The sequence below is a fragment of the Marinobacter salarius genome, from assembly GCF_032922745.1.
Taxonomy (GTDB): Bacteria; Pseudomonadota; Gammaproteobacteria; order Pseudomonadales; family Oleiphilaceae; genus Marinobacter.
This window is the reverse complement of sequence record NZ_CP136693.1, coordinates 4,042,506-4,060,498: the sequence shown is the minus strand read 5'-3', so window position 1 is coordinate 4,060,498 and position 17,993 is coordinate 4,042,506. Positions and strand designations below refer to the sequence as shown.

Below are 17,993 nucleotides of genomic sequence, written 5' to 3'. Positions count from 1 at the left end.
CGTGCGCGAGTCCACGTTTGCCAACCGATGTTATCTGGCGGGATCATAGGAATCTGGCAATTTGTTAGAGTAGACAGTCGTCATGGGCAACGTTTATCAGATTCTCGCCGATACCGTCCTGACCATTCATCTGCTGGTGGTGGCCTTCGTTCTGTTCGGGTTGGTTCTGGTGCTGGCGGGCAACGGCCTGGGTTGGCGTTGGGTGAACAACTTGTGGTTCCGGCTGGCCCATCTGGGCGCGATTGCCATCGTGGTTGCAGAGGCCTGGCTTGGTATTGTCTGCCCGTTGACCACGCTGGAAATATGGCTACGGTCAAAGGCGGGTGTTGATGGCTACACCGGCAGCTTTATCGAGCATTGGCTGCAGCAGATTCTCTATTACGATGCGCCTGCCTGGGTGTTCATTGCCGCCTATACGGTATTTGGGCTTCTGGTCGTCGCTACCTGGTGGTGGTTTCCGCCTCGCTCGCGCAGATAGGCGCCATTCTCTCTTTTTCCAAGGAGATTTTTAACGTGGAGCTATCGTCTCCCGGAAGCTGGACCCTTCTTCAGGGTAGTCTCGTGTTTTTCGTGTGTGCCGCCATTATTGCGCTGGCCGGTACGCGTATCACACGGGTTGTGGACCAACTCGCTGACCGCACAGGAATAGGAGAGGCCGCTGCGGGTGCGGTGCTTCTGGGGGCGTCGACATCCCTGGGTGGGTCGGTGCTGTCGGTGACTGCAGCGTGGCACGGCAACGCGGAACTGGCCGTGAGCAACGCTTTGGGTGGCATTGCTGTCCAGACGTTTTTCCTTGCGGTGGCGGACATGGTTTATCGTCGCGCCAATCTCGAGCATGCGGCTGCGTCTGTGCCGAACATGATGCAGAACGGCTTGTTGATCTGCCTTCTGGCGTTGATCCTGTTCGCGCCCCACCTGCCGGACGTGACGTTCTTCGGTGTTCATCCGGTCACACCGGTTCTTCTGGGTGCCTACATTTTCGGAATTTACCTGGTGAGGGACGCATCGGAATCGCCCATGTGGCGGCCTTCAATAACCAGGGACACGCGGGAAGACGAGCCTGACGACGTAACAGCCATGCCGCCGCTGCTACGGCTTTGGATTGAATTTCTGGCGCTGATGCTGGTGCTCGGAATTGCAGGCTGGATGCTGGAGCCGGCGGCAACGGTGATTGCAGACAGGGCTAACCTGAGCCAGACGATTGTTGGCGTGATGTTGACGGCGATCAGTACGTCAATACCCGAGCTGGTGACGTCCATAGCCGCGGTTCGCCGAGGCGCGCTGACCTTGGCCGTAAGCGGTATCATTGGCGGCAACGCGTTCGACACGCTGTTTACTGCAGCCTCCGATATCGCCTACCGGGACGGGTCGATCTACCATGCCATGCCGGAGGATTCGGTATTCTGGGCGGCGCTCACCCTCTTGATGTCCGGTGTGCTGATGATGGGGCTGATCCGCCGTGAGCGCCACGGTATCGGTCAGATCGGTACAGAAAGCGTGGTTATCATGGTTCTCTATCTGCTGGGCGTGGTGTTGCTATTGGCGGGCTAGTCAAACCGTCTAGCCTGGCTGAAACGATCCCGCCAGTAGTATCCGTTGAGGGACGAGCGGGTAACGCCGATGGAGGTCGAGGAATGAATGAAGCTGTCACCACCCATGTAGATGCCAGCATGCTGGTCCTTGCCTTTGATACGGAAAAACACCAGGTCGCCAGCACGCAGCTGGTCACGCCCGACCACGTCACCGGATGCCAGCATCTGTGAGGTTGTACGGGGTAACTGACGGCCGAGGGCTTCATCGAAGGCAGTGGCGATGAAGCCAGAGCAATCGAAGCCATTGGCTGAGGTGCCGCCGTAGCGATAGGGCGTGCCTTCGTAACGCTCGAATACCTGCCATAACCGATCTGCTGTCGCCGCATCCTCGGGTGTGGCGTTGTGAGGGGGCTGCCAGGTGGTGCCATTCGTTGGAGGCAGGTTCTGGTTACTGGCGCAGCCTGCGAGGCCGACGGCCATCAGGATTGCGAGCATCGGAAGCACTGGGCGCCGATTCATGGGAAAGCCTCTAATCGTTTTACATGGGCCTACTCTAAAAGGCCTGGCGCCGGTTTGTCAGGTTAAAGTTTGCTTCGATTTGTTTTCTGCAGAGGCCACTTGACGGCTCGAGGACATTTCGCGAACTATGACTTTAGGCTTCCAGCTTCCGAGGTTTCCATGAGTCCTCCCTTTTCAGACAAGACACAGCGCCTGTACGTAAGAAACGCCACCCTTGGCGATATACCGGGAATCATCGCCCTGAGCCGCCGGGTGTACGCGGGCACAGGGATGTATGGCTACACCGCTGGCCCCCTGACAGGGCAGATCAACACCTTTCCTGATGGCCAGTTTGTCGCCATGCTGGGTGACCGTGTGGTGGGGTATTGCGCCACGTTTCGTATTGGTGAAGACGTTGCATTGGCGCCCCATGACTGGACAGAAATTACCGGTAACGGTTATGCCTCGCGCCACGACCCGGAAGGGGAGTGGCTGTACGGCATGGAGGTGTGTGTAGACCCCGACTGCCGTGGCTACCGCATTGGTGAGCGCTTGTACAACGAACGTAAAACGCTCTGCCAGGCGCTGGAGTTGCAGGGCGTTGTGTTCGCGGGCAGGTTACCGACACTGGCCAGGCGCCTGAAGAAGTTTGAATCGGTGGAAGAGTACGTGGAGGCGGTGAAATCGAAAAAGCAGCGGGACCCGGTACTGTCGTTCCAATTACACAACGGTTTTGAAATCCACGGCATTATTCCGCACTACCTGGATGCTGACCACGCTTCCCTTGGTTACGGTATCCACCTGACCTGGCGGAATCCCAAGGTTGCCCGTAACGGCGACAATGGCAAACGCAAGCGATACGGGCGGCGAATGCCCGACACCGTTCGGATCGGCACGGTCCAGTACCAGCAGCGCCGGGTGACATCGTTTGAAGAATTCAGCGACATCGTCCGGTACTTTGTGGATGTGGTGTCCACCTACAAAGGTGATTTCGTGGTGTTCCCGGAGTTGTTCACGCTGCAATTGCTGTCCATTGAAAGCCGTGAAGGGACCCCGGCAGAAGCCATCGAAGCGGTGACGGAATACGCCGAACCCTTCCGCAACCTGATGCGGGATCTGGCCCTGAGGCACAACATCAACATTATCGGTGGCTCCACGCCGGTCAAGGAAGAGGACGGCCGGGTTCGCAATGTTGCCTATGTCTTCCTGAGGGACGGGCAGGTGTTCTCGCAGCCCAAGATTCACCCCACGCCAAACGAAGCCTATTGGTGGAATATCACCGGTGGCAGCCGTGTCACTGCCATTGAAACCGATTGCGGCCCCATTGGTGTCCTGGTTTGCTACGATGCGGAGTTTCCCGAGCTGACGCGTCATCTGGTGGACCAGGGCATCCAGATCCTGTTCGTGCCTTTCTGTACCGATGAGCGCCAGAGTTATCTGAGGGTACGGTATTGCTGCCAGGCCCGTGCGGTGGAAAACCAGCTGTTCGTGATCATGTCCGGCAATGTCGGCAACCTGCCCAAAGTGCCCAACATGGAGTTGCAGTACGGCCAGAGTTGCATCCTGACACCCTGTGATTTTCCCTTTGCCCGTGATGGCATCGCCGCGGATACCACGCCGAACGTGGAGACCGTCGCCTTTGCCGATCTACGGCCGGAAACACTGCTTACCGCCCGCAACAGCGGCACCGTGAAGAACCTCAAGGATCGCCGCCACGACCTGTACACGGTGAACTGGCGCGGACACTGACCCATTGATGGCAGCTTTCATGACATTACGCCGATGCCTGCTACTGCTTCTGAGCCTGATTGTCATGTTGTCGATGGCGGGAGGCCTGTATGCCCTTGTGGCGTGGGAGACCTGGCGGAAGGCCAACGGCATCAGCAACCTTGAATGGCGATGGGGTGACGTCTCGCTGGCGGGCCTGCGACTGCACCGATTGTCTGCAACCCAGAGCCGGGAAGGGCAGCGCTATCACATGGTGGGGAAGCAACTGTCGCTGGCCTGGCGCTGGCATTGGTATGGCCCCATGCCCGAGGCCATTGTGATCGAACAACTGGCACTGACTCTGCCGCAAGGTGTCCATGCTGAGGGCGATCTGACAATCTCAAGTCCCCTGGAACCCGATAAACGGCAACTCACCACCAGCGCCATGAAGATCGAAGGGCGCGTGGCTGAACGGGGCCTTGCTGGCTGGACGATGGGTGAAGGCCGGATAAACCTGACGGTCAGCGGTACAGCCAGCGAGCGGTCTGCAACACTGACCCTCGGCGAACAAAGCCGTGTCGAGTTCGACGATATTGCCGCGCCCGGAAAGGATTCCCGGTTGGATGACCTCGTGGTCAACCTGGCGGGTGTGACTCTGGTCGGGGACTATCAGCTGGCCCCCATGGCATTGGAGCGTCTTGCGGTCGAGGGGCCGTTTGAAGCGACCGTCGCCACCATTCACAACTCCCAGTTGCTTCCCCAGCCCTGGCGATTCGATGGGCAACTGGACGGCACCCTCAGCGAATTGAAGATCGAAGGCAGGCTTTCGTCGGATGCAGGCGTCGATGCTGACATGGACATGAACTATCCGTTCGAAGGCATACCGGCGCTTGAGGTGAGCATGAACGCTGCCGGAGCAAGTGGCGGTCGCGCGCTGGCGGATACGTTCACCGCGTGGCCCGCGGCGCTCGAGGTGAGTGACGGCCGCGTCGAGGCGGCCCTGAGTGCGCGCTTCCCATCTCAGGGCATCCGCGTTCAGGGAGACCTTGTTTTCGATAACCTTGGTGGATTGTACGACCGGACGGCCTGGACCGGTCTCGACGGCAGGGTGAATCTGAACCTGGACAATGACCACGTAAATGTCCGGACCTCCGACCTGGTATTAGATATCCTCAATCCGGGCATCGCCTTGCGCGATGTGCGGGTCGCCGGCCTCTATCGCTCACCCCGGGATCAGATTGCCAGCGGTACCCTGGTTCTGGACCAGGCCTCTTCCGAGCTTCTGGGTGGCGAGGTTTGGGTCACACCCGGAGAATGGCAACTTGCCGACATGCCGCTGCGGATTCCCCTTGAACTCAGCGGCATTGAACTGGCGAAACTGATGCAGGTATACCCCGCCGAGGGGTTGGCGGGCAGTGGTTTGCTTCAGGGCGCCATTCCGGTCCGGGTTGGTCCGGAGGGTGTGAGCATTGATGCCGGGCAGGTCCAGGCGGTGGCTCCTGGCGGTACGCTGAAACTGCCTGCCGATCGATTGAAGGGGATGGCTCAGGGTAACCAGGCGATGGCACTGGTGGTCCAGGCCATGGAAAACTTTCACTACTCCGTTCTCAACAGCACGATAGACTACGCTCAGGATGGTACCCTTGTGCTGGGATTGCGGTTGGAAGGCAGCAGCCCCGAAGTACGAGATGGTCATCCCATTGTCCTGAATATCAATCTGGAAGAGGACATTCCAGCGTTGCTGACCAGCCTGCAACTGAGTGGCCGGGTCAATGACGCCGTGACAGAAAAAGTGCGCAACCTGATACGGGAGCGGGACGCGCAACGTCAATCCACCGGGGCGGGAAACAATCAGGAGTAAGGCATATGGTCGCATTTGGGCCGGGCGGTTTGTCCGGAAAAGGTGGTTACACGCTGGTGCTGCTGGCACTGGCCCTGGGTATGGCAGCCTGCACGCCTACGGTCAGGATGGAGGCGCCCAAGGAGCCCATCACCGTGAACCTGAACGTCAAGATCCAGCATGAAATCTACGTGAAGGTGGACGAAGAGGTGGATGAACTCTTCGGCGAGAAGGGGTTGTTCTGATGGTCAATTCTGAATCCAGGGAGTCACTCATGAAACGGTTTTCCAAACTCGGTGCGTTTATCCTCGTGCTTTGCCTGGCCATACCGGCCGCGGCCATGGGGCTGCAAGAGGCCAAAAGCCAGCTGGATACTGCCAAACAGCAAGGGCTGGTAGGGGAAACCCCAACGGGTTATCTGGACGTGGTCAAGGCAAGCGGAAACGCTCAGGGTATTGTTGACGCCATCAACCAGGCTCGTCGGGATGAATACGCCCGCATTGCCGAGAAACACGACATTCCCGTCACCCAGGTGGAAACGGTGGCCGGCCAGAAAGCACTGGAAAAAACACCATCGGGGCAGTACATCCTGAAGGATGGTCAGTGGGTTAAAAAATAGATGGGCCGATTCCAGGAAATCGGTACAGCGACGATTCCCGGTAACGGGACCCGGTTGCGACTGCTGCAACGCAATGATGAGTTCTCTATCAAGATTGCCGGTACCACCGGTGAGCTGATGAACAGCCGCCTGCATGGCTCGGAGGACGCGCTGGCCACGCTCGCCTGCGAGCGTATCGGTGGCGTGGCTGGGCCCCGGGTATTGATTGGTGGGCTGGGCATGGGGTTCACGCTGGCTGCGGCGTTGGCGGCTCTGGCAGAGGATGCCAGGGTAACCGTGGCGGAGCTCGTACCCGAGGTCGAGGACTGGAACCGGGGGCCGCTGGGCGCTGCCGCCGGGTATCCACTGAACGATGCTCGTGCCAGTGTTCATGTGGGCGATGTGGCGGAGTTGCTGAGAGAAGGCGATGGCAACTGGGATGCCATCCTGCTGGATGTGGACAACGGCCCGGAAGGGCTCACCCGCAAGGAGAATAACTGGATTTACTCCCCGGACGGTATCGCAGCTGCCCAGAAGTCCCTTAGCCCCGACGGCGTACTGGCCTATTGGTCCGCTGGCCCGGAGCATGCATTCACCGAAAGGCTGCGCCGCGCGGGCTTCTCCGTAGAGCCGGTTACGGTCAGGGCTTTGCGACCGGGCAAGGGCGCACGCCACGTGATCTGGCTGGCCTGGTAGAGCGGGCCCTCCGAGGGCCTTATTGCTGGATGGTCATTCGAAATACAGGTATGTGTGTTGTATGTTTGGGGATAGAGGGGCGATGCTCCACAGCAAACGCCCCATCCATTCGCTGAAAGACTCAGGAGGTATTGTCATGAAACCCTCAATGAGTTTGACCGGTGAGCACGAAAGCCACAAAGTGGCTGCCGTTTTCGAGGCAGAGTCAGATGCCAATGGAACGGCAAAAGCATTGTGCAACGAGACAAGCCTGACCAATGATCAGGTTTCCGTGCTGAGCCCCGCGGACCGGCGCCAGGGAAAAGAACTTGAGCCTGAAGACCAGGGCATCTGGCAGACGCTTGTTCGTTCCCACGTGGGCCTGAGTGTCGGCGGTGCCATATCGGGTTTTGTCGTCTATGTAATACTGAATGCCCTTGGCATTGGCTTTATCTCGCAGAATACGGTGGTTTCAGCGTCCGCGCTCACCGCGCTTGGTTTGATGCTCGGGCTATTGCTCGCAGGGGGCATAACAATCCGCCCCGACCATACACCCTATCTGATGAAGGCGCAGTCCGCATTGCGCAAGGGCCATTATGTATTGGCCATTCATGCAGAAAGCACACAACAGATTCAGGAAGCAAAGTCGCTTCTGCGCGCCCGGAATGTTAAAACGGTGCAAACCTTGTGATGTAACCGACCGGGAATCTGTGTATGGAAGATCTGAAGCGTTCGCGGGTAACCATTGTCGCCGTCAGCGCCGTTGTTCTGTTTTTTCTCACCAACTATCTGGCGCGCTTCCTGTTCGGGCTGACAGGAGTGGTGGTTTCAGTGGTGATCGCGGCATTGATTGCAGCCTACATCGGCTGGTCGGTGGCCCGGGTATTGAAACGGGTGCCGACCAGTGAAGAGCGCGGGCGCGTGCTGTGGGCCTATGGCGGCTTTCTCGGCGCACTGTTCGTGGCCTGGGGTGCCTATGTGGGCCTGTCTGCCGGGCTGGACTCCTCGGGAGTACTGTTCCTGCTTAGTCATTACCTGCCGTACCCGGCGTTGGCCCACCTGATGTTGTCAGATCGTGTGGCAAGTCGGTTTGTGGAGAAAGTGGGTTAGTCGTCGCCGGCCTCGGCATCCCTCAGGCGTTCCAGGCGTTCGCGCTCTTCCTCTTTCGCGGCATCAATAACCGCCATCAGCTCGTCCACATCGGCGCTTTCCGTGTCGTGCTCGAAACACCCGGTAAGCCGGCTGTCGGGGTGCAAATCGCCGGACTCATAGAGCGCCCAGATTTCCTTGCCATAATCCGTGTTCAACAGTTCAGGGGCGAAACGGCCGAAATAGCGGCGCATGTTGTCCACGTCCCGTTCCAGCATTCTTTCTGCGCTGTTATTGCCAGAGGCATTGACCGCCTGCGGCAGGTCGATGATGACCGGGCCGGTGGCATCGACCAGAACATTGAACTCTGACAGGTCGCCATGGATCAGGCCGGCGCTGAGCATGCGCACCACGTCAGCAATGACTTTGCTGTGATAATCCCTGGCCTGCTCCGGCGTGAGCGTGACATCGTCCAACCGTGGCGCGGCTTTGCCGTCTTCGTCGGCAATCATCTCCATCAGCAGCACGCCATCCACGAACCCAAACGGTTCCGGTACTCGCACGCCAGCACTTGCCAAACGATAAAGGGCGTCCACCTCGGCGTTCAGCCAGGCGTCTTCCTGTTCCTTTTGGCCGTAGCGGGTTTTCTTGCCCATGGCGCGGGCGCGGCGGCTGTTACGAACCTTGCGGCCTTCCTGGTATTGAACGGCCTGTTTGAAGCTGCGTTTCTGAGCCTCTTTGTACACCTTGGCGCAGCGAACACTGTCACCGCAGCGCACTACGAACACCTGAGCCTCCTTGCCGCTCATCAACTGGTAGAGCACTTCGTCCACCATGCCGTCATCGACAAGGGGCTGCAATCGTTTGGGTATCTTCATAGATCCTTTCGGTCGGCTGGTTGGGCCTGGCGGGTCATCGGATGTCGACCGGCGTGTATGGGGGCATCTTACCTGAAATTGGTAAAAGACCCCTCATATTCGCGGATTTAGTGCGTGGCTTCGCTGGGGGGCTTCTGGTCCATGTTCCTGGCGAGGATCTTGTCGGCATCCAGGGAGGCGATGGGTACCTGAGTGTCGCGGGGAATATCGCCGCTGAGTTGCAGGGCGACGTATCGCATGGCACAGACCCGCAAAAAGGAGGTGAAGTTGCCCAGGTCATGCCCGGCATCAATGGATTCGTGATAAAGCCTGGTGATCATCTGGGGCAGGTTCATGCCGTCCCGGGCCGCGATTTCTGTGAGAGCGTTCCAGAACGCGTTCTCCATGCGAATACTGGTGACCATGCCGTCGATGCGCAGGGAATGGGTGCGGCTGATCCAGAGTTCGGAATCCGCGTGGACGAAGAGTTTACACATGGTGTGATCCTCGTGAATCCGGGGCTGCATTGGCAGCCCCGTTTCCGTCACTTGTCCAGCAGTGTGAAAAACTGTGCCAGCCATTGCGGATGAGCTGGCCATGCCGGTGCTGTTACCAGATTACCATCGGTGACCGCGGCGTCAACGTCGATGGCGGCGAAGCGGCCTCCCGCCAGCTCCACCTCCGGTTGGCACGCCGGGTAGGCAGAGCATTCGCGGCCTTCGAGCACACCGGCCGCGGCCAGCAGCTGTGCGCCGTGACAAATGGCAGCCACCGGTTTTTCGGTTTCAAAGAAGTGGCGGACCAGTTTCTTGACGTCTTCGTTCAGGCGTAGGTATTCCGGGGCGCGACCACCGGGTACGACAAGCGCGTCATAATCCGCGGGGTTGAGTCCGGTGAAATCGGCGTTCAGGGCGAAACGATGACCCGGCTTTTCGGTGTAGGTCTGGTCGCCTTCGAAGTCGTGGATGGCCGTGGCCACGGTGTCTCCTGACTTTTTGTCCGGGCAGACGGCGTGTACCGTGTGGCCAACGGCCTGAAGTGCCTGAAAGGGCACCATGGTTTCGTAGTCCTCGGTGAAATCACCGGTGATCATCAGTATTTTTTTACCGCTCATACCCGTCTCCTTGTGCTTGTTGGTGGTAGCCTGACTACAGTATCAGCGGGCGAATCGCAGCGGGTATTAGGGGAATACTACAGTGTTATGTTATAACACTATGTTCTGCCGACCTTTTCTATGAACGACACGGGCAATCTATGACTTCACCAATACCCACCAATCTGGTGCTCGGCTTTCTGGGCGTGGGAAAGACCACCGCCATACTGGACCTGCTGAAGAAAAAACCAGAAGGTGAGGTGTGGGCGGTTCTGGTGAATGAGTTTGGCGAAGTGGGTATTGATGGCGCCTTGCTGGAAACCGAAGGTGCTTTTGTGCGAGAGGTGCCGGGTGGGTGCATGTGTTGCGTGGCCGGGTTACCGATGCAAATCGGACTCAACCAGTTAATTCATAAAGCCCGACCAGACCGATTGCTGATTGAACCCACGGGCCTTGGGCATCCCTCCCAGATTATTGAAACCCTGACGGGAGAGCATTATCAGGATGTGCTTCAACTGGGCCCTGTGCTTTGCCTGGTCGACCCGAGAAGGCTTGAAGAGCAAAAGGTTCTGGAAAACGTACAGTTTCAGGATCAGGTCGCGGCAGCTGATATTGTTATCGCCAATAAAACCGACCTTTGCACACCGGAGCAGGTTGCCCGGTTCGATCATTGGGTGGCTGAGCTGCAGCCGGAAAAGACGGCTGTTTTCCACACCCGGCAAGGCCGTTTGGAATCTGCCTGGCTCGATGGGGAGACTGCGCTCTCCGAGGTCAGTACGCCCCACGCGCACCATCACCATGACTCTTCGGAAGCCTCGCCGGTTCCCGATATTCAGGACGAACCGTGGCAGCGGGTCAGCAACCGTGGGCAGGGGCATTTCAGCGTGGGCTGGCGTGTCCATCCAGACACGGTCTTTTCAGAAACCGCTCTGCTGGCATTGTCGCTCGATAGCCGTTTTGTCCGGTTCAAGGCTGTGGCTCAAACCAGTGATGGCTGGCGGACGATCAACATGGCGGACGGGGCGCTGTCGGTATCTGAGTGTGAACCACGAGAACTGTCCCGTCTCGAAGTCATCAGCGAGCAAAGCCTGGACGTTGACGAACTGGATGCCAGCCTGCGTGAATCCATCGAAAAAACGGACCTGTCATGCTGAAAATTTCCAATGCGGTGGAACTGGGGGACTGGGAGATCGAGCTTACCCAGATCCGGGCCCAGGGCGCCGGTGGCCAGAACGTCAACAAGGTAGCCTCCGCCGTTCACCTGCGCTTCGACGTCCTCAACTCCAGTTTGCCGCCGTTCTATAAAGAACGGCTGATGCGACTGTCCGATCAGCGCATCAGCAAGGAAGGTGTGATTGTCATCAAGGCGCAGAAATTTCGCACCCTGGAGCTGAACAAGGAAGACGCCCTTGAACGCCTGAAAGCCCTGATTCAGGACGCGGTGAAGCAGCAGAAAGCCCGCCGCCCCACGCGCCCCACCAAGGGATCACAGCGACGGCGCGTGGACAAAAAGACCCAGAAAGGTAAAACCAAGGCACTGCGGGGTAAGGTTTCTCTCTAGCCTTGCCCATCGGCTACTCGTTTTTATCCAGCAGTCTCGCGCCGGGGCCTTCATCGCCAAGCTCGTCCCAGGGATTGCGTAGCCGGCAGGCGTCGATGGACAGGCAGCCGCAGCCGATGCAGCTTGTGAGTTGATCCCGAAGTCCGACCAGTAACTCTATGCGGTGATTCAGATCGGACTTCCATTGTTCGGAGAGTCGCTGCCAGTCGTGGGATGTCACGGTGCGGTCGGTCGGCAGGGTTGCCAGGGTTTCGCCGATCTCCGACAACGGAATGCCAAGCCGTTGCGCTACTTTGATAACGGCGATTCGACGCAACACGCCCCGATGGAAACGTCGCTGGTTTCCGGCATTGCGCCAGCTGTCGATCAGTCCTTTCTTCTCATAGAAGTGTATGGCTGAGACTGCGACTCCACTGCGCTCAGCAACCTCGCCAACGCTCAGGGCTGTTTTAATTTCTCCGTTTTCTATGCTCACCATAGCCAACTCCAATCGCTGGATTTGTTGACCTCAAGTTTACTTCAGGTTTTAAGCTGCTGTCGAACCTGACGCAACAACAGGAGGAAGCGATGAGACAGATCCAGACTGATGTGTGGGAAACGGATGTTGAAAGCCCGTTTCCGGGGCTGACAACCCACGCCTATCTACTGACCCGGGACGACGGCAACGTATTGTTCTACAACACAGGCCATCATCACGAGATTGATAGAATGGCAGAGCTTGGTGGTGTCGCCCATCGAAAACGCGTTGAAACGGCTGGGGTAGACTACTCGTCCACAACCGTTTCAAATCCGCCATAAATGAGGCGTTTCCCATCGAAGGGCATGGGATTTACATCCGCCTGGATACGGGGGTCTTCCATCACTTTTGGCATGCCCCTGTTCCGGGCCTCGCGTGAGGGCCACAGTATCCAGGAAAACACCACCGTCTCATCGGGCTTGCACTTCACCGCCATGGGGAACGATGTGACCTCGCCGTCGGGCACATCGTCACCCCAGCATTCCACCAGTTTGAGGGCGCCGTGATCCTTGAACACCACGGTCGCATCGCTGGCGTGTTTGATGTATTGCTCTTTGTTGGCGGTAGGGACCGCCGCTACAAATCCGTCGACATACGTCATGTTGAATCTCCTGGTATCAGTCCTTGGGAGGAAGTTCGCGCGCGGGCCTGACTTCAATGCTGCCAAAGCGCGCAGGGGGGATACGGCTTGCGAGTTGTAGAGCCTCGTTCAGGTCGTTGGCATCCAGCAGGTAGAAGCCCGCCAGTTGTTCCTTGGTTTCGGCAAACGGGCCGTCTGAGATCAGCACCTCGTCGTCTCTGACCCTCACCGTTGTAGCCGTGTCGATGGGCTGCAGAGGTTGGCCTGTTACAAACTTGCCCTGACTGGTGAGCTTCTCCACGCCGGCAATACACTCCTGGTTGAGGTCGTGCCACTCCTGTTCCGTCATGTTGTTGATGATGCTTTCCTGGTAGTACACCAGAGCCACGTACTTCATGTGAATCTCCCTTTTTGCGTGTGGTTATCTGTATGTCGTACGGAAGGTGGTTGAATCGACAGCCCGGGAAAATTTTTTATCACGCGCTGTCGAGAGCCGTCAGCCGCCGGCTCAGGTAGCGTTGTTCCGGCCCCTGTTGCGTGAGGGTCAATGCTCTCTGATAAGCAGTGCGGGCGCCTGCGAGATCGCCCGAACGGCGAAAGAGATCGGCGCGTGCGGCGTGATAGAGGTAGTAACTCTGAATGGCTTTGTGGCCGGCCAACTGGTCGAGCAGCTTCAGGCCTGCCTCCGGTGTGTCTCGCATGGCCACTGCCACGGCGTGGTTCAGGGCGATGACCGGGGAGGGCTGACGTTGATAGAGAACCTGATATAGCCTGGCGATACGAGTCCAGTCGGTATCCGAAGCGGTGGCGGCCTTGGCGTGGGCGGCGGCTATGGAAGCCTGGAGGGTATAGGGTGCCGCTGGTGTCATCTCCAGGGCTCGGGCCAGCCAGGCCAGTCCGGAGCGAATCTGCTCCTGGTCCCAGAGAGCACGGTTCTGGTCCTCCAGGGTTATCAGTTCGCCATTCGCATCCTGGCGAGCATGCCGTCGTGAATCGTGCAGGAGCATCAGCGCCAGCAGGCCGAAGACTTCCCCATCCGGCAGCAATTCGGCCAGTAGTGTGGCCAGGCGGATGGCCTCGCCGGCGAGGCTGATGTTTACAATGGTGTTGCCTTCGCTGGAGGAATAACCCTCGTTGAAGATCAGGTAGACGACCTTCAGGACGCTCTGCAGGCGCTGAGGGAGCTCCTTTCGTTCTGGAACTTCGTAGGGAATGTTCGCTTCACGTATCTTGCGCTTGGCGCGGACAATTCGTTGCGCTGTGGTGGTGGGTTTCTGCAGCAAGGCGCTGGCGACCTGTTCGGTGGTAAGGCTGCATATCTCGCGCAACGTCAGTGCCAGTTGGGCCTCGATGGCAAGGCTCGGGTGGCAACAGGTGAAAATCAGCCGCAGCAGGTCGTCGTCAATGTGGTCGGTGTCCGGCTCTGGGGTGTAGGGCTCGTCCTCGGCGACGCGGGAAAGGTTGTCCCTGGCGGTCTGTCGCCGGCGAATGTGGTCAATGCCGCGTCGATGGCCGGTTTTGATCAGCCAGGCCGCAGGGTTGTCAGGAATGCCCTGTTCAGGCCACTGTTTCACCGCAGCGGCGAAGGCCTCCTGCATGGACTCCTCGGCCAGGTCAAAGTCGCCAAGCAGGCGAATGAGCGTGGCCTGCACCCGGCGTGACTCGGTTTGGTAAAGCGCGTTGATACGGCTGGCTATGGTCATAGTCGCTACACCTGGTCCCTTGCGGCGATTTTCTGATTATTTTGATAACAGTAATCATTGTTTTATCGTGTAATCAAGTGAATGCGATGCAACAAATGGAGAGGGCTATGACCGCATCAGAAGATCGGCTTCGCGTGTTTTATGATGGCGCCTGTCCAAGCTGTGTGAGGGATCGCAAATTCTACGAACGGCTGGCGGGCCGAACCGGTGACGCTGTCGAGTGGGTTGATATCACCGGCCGTGACGAAGAGTTGAAACAGCTGGGCATTGACCCGGTTGCAGCACTTCAGGAACTGCATGTTGAAGATGGCCGGGGCAACATTCATCGGGAACTGGATGCCTACATTCTGCTGATGTCGCGGGTGTGGCTGCTGAAGCCACTGGCATGGCTGATTGGCTTGCCGGTGATTCGCCCGGCACTCGCCAAGCTTTATCACCGCTGGGTGGGTGAGCGGCTGGAGAGAACCGGTCGACTGCCAAAATAACCCGCGAGAATCGACGAATGTCGTGAAGCAGGCTAGGGTTCAATTAAGACATTCCTGGAAATGACCGGAGCCTGCCAATGCAAATAGCTTATCGCGCCCGAGATCTGGCCGAAGCCCATATCGTCGCCGGCCTCCTGCAGTCCAGAGGCATCGAGTGTCATGTTGGCGGTCATTACCTGCAAGGGGCCATGGGCGAGATAGGTGCCGCCGGATTTACCAATGTTCATGTAGAGGATGAAGACTACGTTCTGGCTCGTACTCTGGTCGCTGAATACGAATCGGCAAATGCCCCGGAGAGTGCGTCTGCCCATGGAGAGGATCGGGCCAACCGTTACGCCACCTGGTTTCTGCTGTTCCTGGCGGTCGTGATGGTGGTGCTCTTTGGCGCGTTGTGACGACAGGTCGAAGATTAGGGGCTCCCCGGGGCTTGCGCCCGGAGAGCGATGCCGGGTGTCAGTGCCCGTACACCCGCATGGAGGTGTTGCGGATAGCAAGATCATCCAATCCCACCGAACCAATTGAGGTGCCTCCCACAAGCACCTGGCCGATGGACATATCGGCTTCAAAGGTGTTGATGTCGATAGCCAGGCTGTCGGTACCCGCCGCATTGGCATCCTTGTAGATGTCCATATCCACCAGTGTGAACAGTGGCAGAAGTGAGGGGTTGTCCGGATCGTAACCTGCGCCGGTAATCCGCATGTCACGAATCCCCACGGCCAAGAAGGGCACATCCAGTTCCAGCTCATCGATGGCGAACCGGGTGGTCAGGTTGAGGGTGTCCGTGTCGGTATCCACGGTTGCCTGAGCCTGGAGTATAAGGCCCTCCGCAGAGAAGTTGTCCGCCAACAACGTGCTCTCGCCGCCGTTGCCCCGCAGCTCCCAGGCGCCGGTACGTACGGCGAAGTCCACGGGCCGTGCGGTGATGGGGAATACGTTGATAATGGCATCGCCATCGTCAGCGACATCCAGTTCAATCTTGATGTTGTCGATCAGATCCGTGCTGCTGGTGCCGAAAATGGCGTCGCGCCCGGAGGTGAATTCCTCGAACATGTCGATGCGATCCGCACCGCCAATGAAGATGTCGCTGATGCCCAGCGTGCCTTCATCGGTGTAGGTGAACTCGTCCATGGTGACCTGGGTTTCGAGTTCAATGGTAACGCCCGCCTGGCCGGTAATCTGGCCCATGTCGGCGTCGTGCAGTGGTTTGAGTTCGGCATACCCGCTCAGGGGCAGGCCCGCGATGGCTAACACTAACGCTGATTGCTTCAGGCTTTTCATTGTTATCATCCTTCCTGGTGTTGTTATGGTGGTTTGCCGGCACCCGAAAGTGCGGCTGCCGGCAAACCGGGAGGCCTCTGGGGGCCTCCCTTACTTCCCTCAGAGGTTCGGGGTCAATGTCAGATCAATGCCATTGTCCGGACCGGCGAGGAACTGGTTGAGAACGTCGGTCAGCGGACCGCAGTTCTGCAGGGGAGGCAGTGTGTAGTTGCCAGTCACATCGCCGCCTTCGGACAGCGAGAAGTTGGTGCCTTCCACCGAAGCCAGCTCGATGTTGACCGGATCCGCCGTGCGGCAATCCTTGCCACCACCTACCGGAATCTTCAGGCCGAACAGGCGTACGGTTACTTTCGGTACTTCCACATACAGCGAGGAGTTGGCCGTCAGGTTGCCGTCTATCAGCGTGCCCGTTGTCATGTCAGCCTGTTCGAACGTCACTTTCGCGTTGGCCGTCAAGCTCTTGAACAGCAGCGGGATCTTGAATTGTCCCTGGGTGGGGTCAAGCGCAAGATCTGCTTCGAACATACCGGTTGCCAGCTCCAGTTGCGTTGCAATGCTGCCTGAGAGAGGCAGAGAGCTTCCGGAAGCGTTGATGTCGGTCTGTCCTTCCAGATCCAGAAGCACCTCGAGCACGTCGTCGCTGCCATCGTTACCCTGACCACTCAGGGCCACGGAGACGTCCGGGGTTTCAGGGTCGTCAGAGGCAATGTTGAGCGTCGCACTGCGTCCACCGGCGGCAGACGGCATGAAGCTGATTTCAACGGTACAGCTTCCATCCTGTGCCACGGTTGTGCAGTCGTTGGTCTGGGTGAAATCGCTGCTGTTGGTACCGGCGATCTCAATGGCGTTGATCATCAGCGATGCGTTGCCTTCGTTGGCAATGGTGACCTGCGCGGTGGCAGTTTCACCGAGCATCACCGAGCCAAAGCTGACGTCAGCAGGCGTAACGCTGATTTCCGGAACGGGCGCGAGCACGCTGGTGCCTGTCAGCGGTACGTCCACCACAGGGTTCTCGGCGTCGCCGGATTCAATGCTCAGAGTAGCGCTCTGGTCACCTTCGCCATCGGGGATATAGGTGACGTTGACGTCGCAGCTTTCGCCGGCAGCAACGGTGGTACAGCTGTTGGTCTGGGTGAACGCTGCTGCGTCCGCACCACCAAGGCTGATGTTGTTGATGCCAAGTTCTGCCTGGCCGGTGTTGGAAATGGTAACCACCTCTTCCGCGGTGGTGCCGGCCTGCACGTTGCCGAAGTCGATGTTATCCGGGCTGACCGCGATACGGGGTTCAAACTGCTCGTCGGGAACCACCTGCACGGTCTGCAGAATGTTGTCCTGGCCGGCGTTCTGAACACACTCGGAGGTAAATTCGCCGATGGGCGCAGGCGCAATATCGCCGTTCTCAACACGGGCGATCATGTCGAGTGTAAGGCCACCGATGCTAATGACCGCCTCGCCAACATCATCCTCGGTGAAGGTGATGGCCGGGGAAGTGCCCTGAGCCGGAACGGTAAATTCGCCGGTTTCATCGGGAATGGGCGACTGGGGAATGGTCAGCGGTACCGTCAGGTCAATCTCACGGCTCGGCGTGACAACAATGGTTTCGTTGGTGGCGGTGCCTTCAATGGTGGCGGAACCCACCAGCTTGAGGCCCAGCCTGGAATCTTCATTCACCGTTGTCAGGGCGTCCACCGTGAACTCTGGTGTGGGTTGCCCCACTGTTGCTTGGGTGGGTACATCGGCACTGATTTGCGCTCGAATGGGCTGTTCGCCAATCAACGGGAACGGGCAGGTGAATTCCAATTCCAGTGACACCGGTTCGGCAACGGCATTGCCACCACCGGTCATAAGCGCCGCGGCTGCTATCGCAGTACCGAGCGTGCGGACGCTTTTGTTGGGATTCCTGAGTTTCATGAGTTCGTCCTCTAGGGTTTCAATCTTTGTTGTGTGGGTATGCAGAAATCACCGATGAGGACTGCTGTA

24 protein-coding genes are annotated in these 17,993 nt (G+C 58.4%); 14 read left to right on the top strand and 10 right to left on the bottom strand.

What is annotated here, in order from left to right:
* Positions 1 to 82: 82 nt before the first annotated feature.
* The gene (locus tag R1T46_RS18870) at positions 83 to 478 is read left to right on the top strand and encodes a DUF2784 domain-containing protein (RefSeq protein WP_041335836.1); all 396 of its coding nucleotides are present in this window, start codon (positions 83 to 85) and stop codon (positions 476 to 478) included.
* A gap of 35 nt (positions 479 to 513) precedes the next feature.
* Positions 514 to 1,551, top strand: coding sequence for a sodium:calcium antiporter (locus R1T46_RS18865; RefSeq protein WP_278368191.1), 1,038 nt, complete (start codon positions 514 to 516; stop codon positions 1,549 to 1,551).
* On the opposite strand, the gene R1T46_RS18860 is transcribed toward R1T46_RS18865, so the two are convergent.
* Positions 1,548 to 2,051 carry a C40 family peptidase gene (locus R1T46_RS18860; RefSeq protein ID WP_036204461.1) on the bottom strand — a complete coding sequence of 168 codons (504 nt, stop codon included), beginning with the start codon at positions 2,049 to 2,051 and terminating at the stop codon, positions 1,548 to 1,550. The genes R1T46_RS18865 and R1T46_RS18860 overlap by 4 nt on opposite strands.
* Positions 2,052 to 2,210: 159 nt before the next feature.
* Between R1T46_RS18860 and R1T46_RS18855 the strand changes: the two genes are divergently transcribed.
* The 7 genes from R1T46_RS18855 to R1T46_RS18825 all read left to right on the top strand — a co-directional run bounded on the left by R1T46_RS18855 (position 2,211) and on the right by R1T46_RS18825 (position 7,960).
* Positions 2,211 to 3,779, top strand: coding sequence for a bifunctional GNAT family N-acetyltransferase/carbon-nitrogen hydrolase family protein (locus R1T46_RS18855; protein ID WP_317306563.1), 1,569 nt, complete (start codon positions 2,211 to 2,213; stop codon positions 3,777 to 3,779).
* A gap of 19 nt (positions 3,780 to 3,798) precedes the next feature.
* Complete coding sequence (locus R1T46_RS18850; RefSeq protein WP_317306561.1) at positions 3,799 to 5,598, top strand: YdbH domain-containing protein; 1,800 nt, start codon at positions 3,799 to 3,801, stop codon at positions 5,596 to 5,598.
* Between the two features lie 5 nt (positions 5,599 to 5,603).
* Positions 5,604 to 5,822, top strand: coding sequence for a YnbE family lipoprotein (locus R1T46_RS18845; RefSeq protein ID WP_051946621.1), 219 nt, complete (start codon positions 5,604 to 5,606; stop codon positions 5,820 to 5,822).
* Positions 5,823 to 5,851: 29 nt separating this feature from the next.
* Positions 5,852 to 6,196: a YdbL family protein gene (locus R1T46_RS18840; RefSeq protein ID WP_288353699.1), complete on the top strand. Its 345-nt coding sequence runs from the start codon at positions 5,852 to 5,854 to the stop codon at positions 6,194 to 6,196.
* The gene (locus R1T46_RS18835) at positions 6,197 to 6,871 is read left to right on the top strand and encodes a hypothetical protein (RefSeq protein WP_317306559.1); all 675 of its coding nucleotides are present in this window, start codon (positions 6,197 to 6,199) and stop codon (positions 6,869 to 6,871) included.
* 136 nt (positions 6,872 to 7,007) lie between these two features.
* Positions 7,008 to 7,541, top strand: coding sequence for a hypothetical protein (locus R1T46_RS18830; protein ID WP_317306558.1), 534 nt, complete (start codon positions 7,008 to 7,010; stop codon positions 7,539 to 7,541).
* Between the two features lie 23 nt (positions 7,542 to 7,564).
* Positions 7,565 to 7,960 carry a hypothetical protein gene (locus R1T46_RS18825; RefSeq protein ID WP_292048355.1) on the top strand — a complete coding sequence of 132 codons (396 nt, stop codon included), beginning with the start codon at positions 7,565 to 7,567 and terminating at the stop codon, positions 7,958 to 7,960.
* On the opposite strand, the gene R1T46_RS18820 is transcribed toward R1T46_RS18825, so the two are convergent.
* The 3 genes from R1T46_RS18820 to R1T46_RS18810 form a co-directional block, all read right to left on the bottom strand.
* Entirely contained in the window at positions 7,957 to 8,817 is an 861-nt protein-coding gene (locus R1T46_RS18820; RefSeq protein ID WP_317306555.1) for a PA4780 family RIO1-like protein kinase, read from the bottom strand. The genes R1T46_RS18825 and R1T46_RS18820 overlap by 4 nt on opposite strands.
* Positions 8,818 to 8,924: 107 nt before the next feature.
* On the bottom strand, positions 8,925 to 9,293 hold the full coding sequence (locus R1T46_RS18815; RefSeq protein ID WP_317306553.1) for a ribbon-helix-helix domain-containing protein: 369 nt from the start codon (positions 9,291 to 9,293) through the stop codon (positions 8,925 to 8,927).
* Between the two features lie 47 nt (positions 9,294 to 9,340).
* A complete protein-coding gene (locus R1T46_RS18810; RefSeq protein ID WP_317306552.1) occupies positions 9,341 to 9,910 on the bottom strand; it encodes a DJ-1/PfpI family protein in 570 nt (189 codons plus the stop codon).
* A 140-nt stretch (positions 9,911 to 10,050) separates the two neighbouring features.
* Here R1T46_RS18810 and R1T46_RS18805 point away from each other — a divergent pair, with 140 nt between their 5' ends.
* Together R1T46_RS18805 and arfB are read left to right on the top strand one after the other, a co-directional pair.
* A complete protein-coding gene (locus R1T46_RS18805; protein ID WP_317306551.1) occupies positions 10,051 to 11,043 on the top strand; it encodes a GTP-binding protein in 993 nt (330 codons plus the stop codon).
* The gene (arfB, locus tag R1T46_RS18800) at positions 11,037 to 11,450 is read left to right on the top strand and encodes an alternative ribosome rescue aminoacyl-tRNA hydrolase ArfB (RefSeq protein ID WP_228210520.1); all 414 of its coding nucleotides are present in this window, start codon (positions 11,037 to 11,039) and stop codon (positions 11,448 to 11,450) included. The genes R1T46_RS18805 and arfB overlap by 7 nt, the downstream gene beginning before the upstream one ends.
* 13 nt (positions 11,451 to 11,463) lie before the next feature.
* Here arfB and soxR read toward each other — a convergent pair whose 3' ends face one another.
* Positions 11,464 to 11,928, bottom strand: coding sequence for a redox-sensitive transcriptional activator SoxR (soxR, locus tag R1T46_RS18795; RefSeq protein WP_091641675.1), 465 nt, complete (start codon positions 11,926 to 11,928; stop codon positions 11,464 to 11,466).
* 89 nt (positions 11,929 to 12,017) lie between these two features.
* Between soxR and R1T46_RS18790 the strand changes: the two genes are divergently transcribed.
* Positions 12,018 to 12,248, top strand: a complete 231-nt coding sequence (locus R1T46_RS18790) for a hypothetical protein (protein WP_317306546.1) — start codon at positions 12,018 to 12,020, stop codon at positions 12,246 to 12,248.
* Here R1T46_RS18790 and R1T46_RS18785 read toward each other — a convergent pair.
* The 3 genes from R1T46_RS18785 to R1T46_RS18775 form a co-directional block, all read right to left on the bottom strand.
* Positions 12,215 to 12,568 carry a DUF1428 domain-containing protein gene (locus tag R1T46_RS18785; RefSeq protein WP_317306545.1) on the bottom strand — a complete coding sequence of 118 codons (354 nt, stop codon included), beginning with the start codon at positions 12,566 to 12,568 and terminating at the stop codon, positions 12,215 to 12,217. The two genes, R1T46_RS18790 and R1T46_RS18785, sit on opposite strands and share 34 nt — an antisense overlap.
* A 16-nt stretch (positions 12,569 to 12,584) precedes the next feature.
* Entirely contained in the window at positions 12,585 to 12,944 is a 360-nt protein-coding gene (locus R1T46_RS18780) for a YciI family protein (protein WP_007151921.1), read from the bottom strand.
* A gap of 79 nt (positions 12,945 to 13,023) precedes the next feature.
* Complete coding sequence (locus R1T46_RS18775; RefSeq protein ID WP_317306543.1) at positions 13,024 to 14,250, bottom strand: RNA polymerase sigma factor; 1,227 nt, start codon at positions 14,248 to 14,250, stop codon at positions 13,024 to 13,026.
* A 107-nt stretch (positions 14,251 to 14,357) separates the two neighbouring features.
* Between R1T46_RS18775 and R1T46_RS18770 the strand changes: the two genes are divergently transcribed.
* Entirely contained in the window at positions 14,358 to 14,735 is a 378-nt protein-coding gene (locus R1T46_RS18770) for a thiol-disulfide oxidoreductase DCC family protein (RefSeq protein ID WP_036204488.1), read from the top strand.
* Positions 14,736 to 14,812: 77 nt separating this feature from the next.
* Positions 14,813 to 15,130 carry a DUF2007 domain-containing protein gene (locus R1T46_RS18765; protein ID WP_036204490.1) on the top strand — a complete coding sequence of 106 codons (318 nt, stop codon included), beginning with the start codon at positions 14,813 to 14,815 and terminating at the stop codon, positions 15,128 to 15,130.
* A gap of 58 nt (positions 15,131 to 15,188) precedes the next feature.
* Here R1T46_RS18765 and R1T46_RS18760 read toward each other — a convergent pair whose 3' ends face one another.
* Both R1T46_RS18760 and R1T46_RS18755 read right to left on the bottom strand, forming a co-directional pair.
* Positions 15,189 to 16,013, bottom strand: coding sequence for a DUF6160 family protein (locus R1T46_RS18760; RefSeq protein WP_317306542.1), 825 nt, complete (start codon positions 16,011 to 16,013; stop codon positions 15,189 to 15,191).
* 99 nt (positions 16,014 to 16,112) lie between these two features.
* Positions 16,113 to 17,924, bottom strand: coding sequence for a choice-of-anchor D domain-containing protein (locus R1T46_RS18755; RefSeq protein ID WP_317306541.1), 1,812 nt, complete (start codon positions 17,922 to 17,924; stop codon positions 16,113 to 16,115).
* Positions 17,925 to 17,993 lie beyond the last annotated feature (69 nt).

Excerpts from the sequence above, each read along its gene's own strand:
- R1T46_RS18855 (WP_317306563.1), top strand. The coding sequence starts at position 2,211 with ATGAGTCCTCCCTTTTCAGACAAGACACAGCGCCTGTACGTAAGAAAC.
- R1T46_RS18770 (WP_036204488.1), top strand. The coding sequence starts at position 14,358 with ATGACCGCATCAGAAGATCGGCTTCGCGTGTTTTATGATGGCGCCTGT.
- R1T46_RS18810 (WP_317306552.1), bottom strand. The coding sequence starts at position 9,910 with ATGAGCGGTAAAAAAATACTGATGATCACCGGTGATTTCACCGAGGAC.
- R1T46_RS18820 (WP_317306555.1), bottom strand. The coding sequence starts at position 8,817 with ATGAAGATACCCAAACGATTGCAGCCCCTTGTCGATGACGGCATGGTG.
- R1T46_RS18845 (WP_051946621.1), top strand. The coding sequence starts at position 5,604 with ATGGTCGCATTTGGGCCGGGCGGTTTGTCCGGAAAAGGTGGTTACACG.
- R1T46_RS18775 (WP_317306543.1), bottom strand. The coding sequence starts at position 14,250 with ATGACCATAGCCAGCCGTATCAACGCGCTTTACCAAACCGAGTCACGC.
- soxR (WP_091641675.1), bottom strand. The coding sequence starts at position 11,928 with ATGGTGAGCATAGAAAACGGAGAAATTAAAACAGCCCTGAGCGTTGGC.
- R1T46_RS18830 (WP_317306558.1), top strand. The coding sequence starts at position 7,008 with ATGAAACCCTCAATGAGTTTGACCGGTGAGCACGAAAGCCACAAAGTG.
- R1T46_RS18805 (WP_317306551.1), top strand. The coding sequence starts at position 10,051 with ATGACTTCACCAATACCCACCAATCTGGTGCTCGGCTTTCTGGGCGTG.
- R1T46_RS18755 (WP_317306541.1), bottom strand. The coding sequence starts at position 17,924 with ATGAAACTCAGGAATCCCAACAAAAGCGTCCGCACGCTCGGTACTGCG.
- R1T46_RS18790 (WP_317306546.1), top strand. The coding sequence starts at position 12,018 with ATGAGACAGATCCAGACTGATGTGTGGGAAACGGATGTTGAAAGCCCG.
- R1T46_RS18760 (WP_317306542.1), bottom strand. The coding sequence starts at position 16,013 with ATGAAAAGCCTGAAGCAATCAGCGTTAGTGTTAGCCATCGCGGGCCTG.
- R1T46_RS18780 (WP_007151921.1), bottom strand. The coding sequence starts at position 12,944 with ATGAAGTACGTGGCTCTGGTGTACTACCAGGAAAGCATCATCAACAAC.
- R1T46_RS18825 (WP_292048355.1), top strand. The coding sequence starts at position 7,565 with ATGGAAGATCTGAAGCGTTCGCGGGTAACCATTGTCGCCGTCAGCGCC.
- R1T46_RS18815 (WP_317306553.1), bottom strand. The coding sequence starts at position 9,293 with ATGTGTAAACTCTTCGTCCACGCGGATTCCGAACTCTGGATCAGCCGC.
- R1T46_RS18850 (WP_317306561.1), top strand. The coding sequence starts at position 3,799 with ATGACATTACGCCGATGCCTGCTACTGCTTCTGAGCCTGATTGTCATG.
- arfB (WP_228210520.1), top strand. The coding sequence starts at position 11,037 with ATGCTGAAAATTTCCAATGCGGTGGAACTGGGGGACTGGGAGATCGAG.
- R1T46_RS18840 (WP_288353699.1), top strand. The coding sequence starts at position 5,852 with ATGAAACGGTTTTCCAAACTCGGTGCGTTTATCCTCGTGCTTTGCCTG.
- R1T46_RS18835 (WP_317306559.1), top strand. The coding sequence starts at position 6,197 with ATGGGCCGATTCCAGGAAATCGGTACAGCGACGATTCCCGGTAACGGG.
- R1T46_RS18860 (WP_036204461.1), bottom strand. The coding sequence starts at position 2,051 with ATGAATCGGCGCCCAGTGCTTCCGATGCTCGCAATCCTGATGGCCGTC.
- R1T46_RS18785 (WP_317306545.1), bottom strand. The coding sequence starts at position 12,568 with ATGACGTATGTCGACGGATTTGTAGCGGCGGTCCCTACCGCCAACAAA.
- R1T46_RS18765 (WP_036204490.1), top strand. The coding sequence starts at position 14,813 with ATGCAAATAGCTTATCGCGCCCGAGATCTGGCCGAAGCCCATATCGTC.
- R1T46_RS18870 (WP_041335836.1), top strand. The coding sequence starts at position 83 with ATGGGCAACGTTTATCAGATTCTCGCCGATACCGTCCTGACCATTCAT.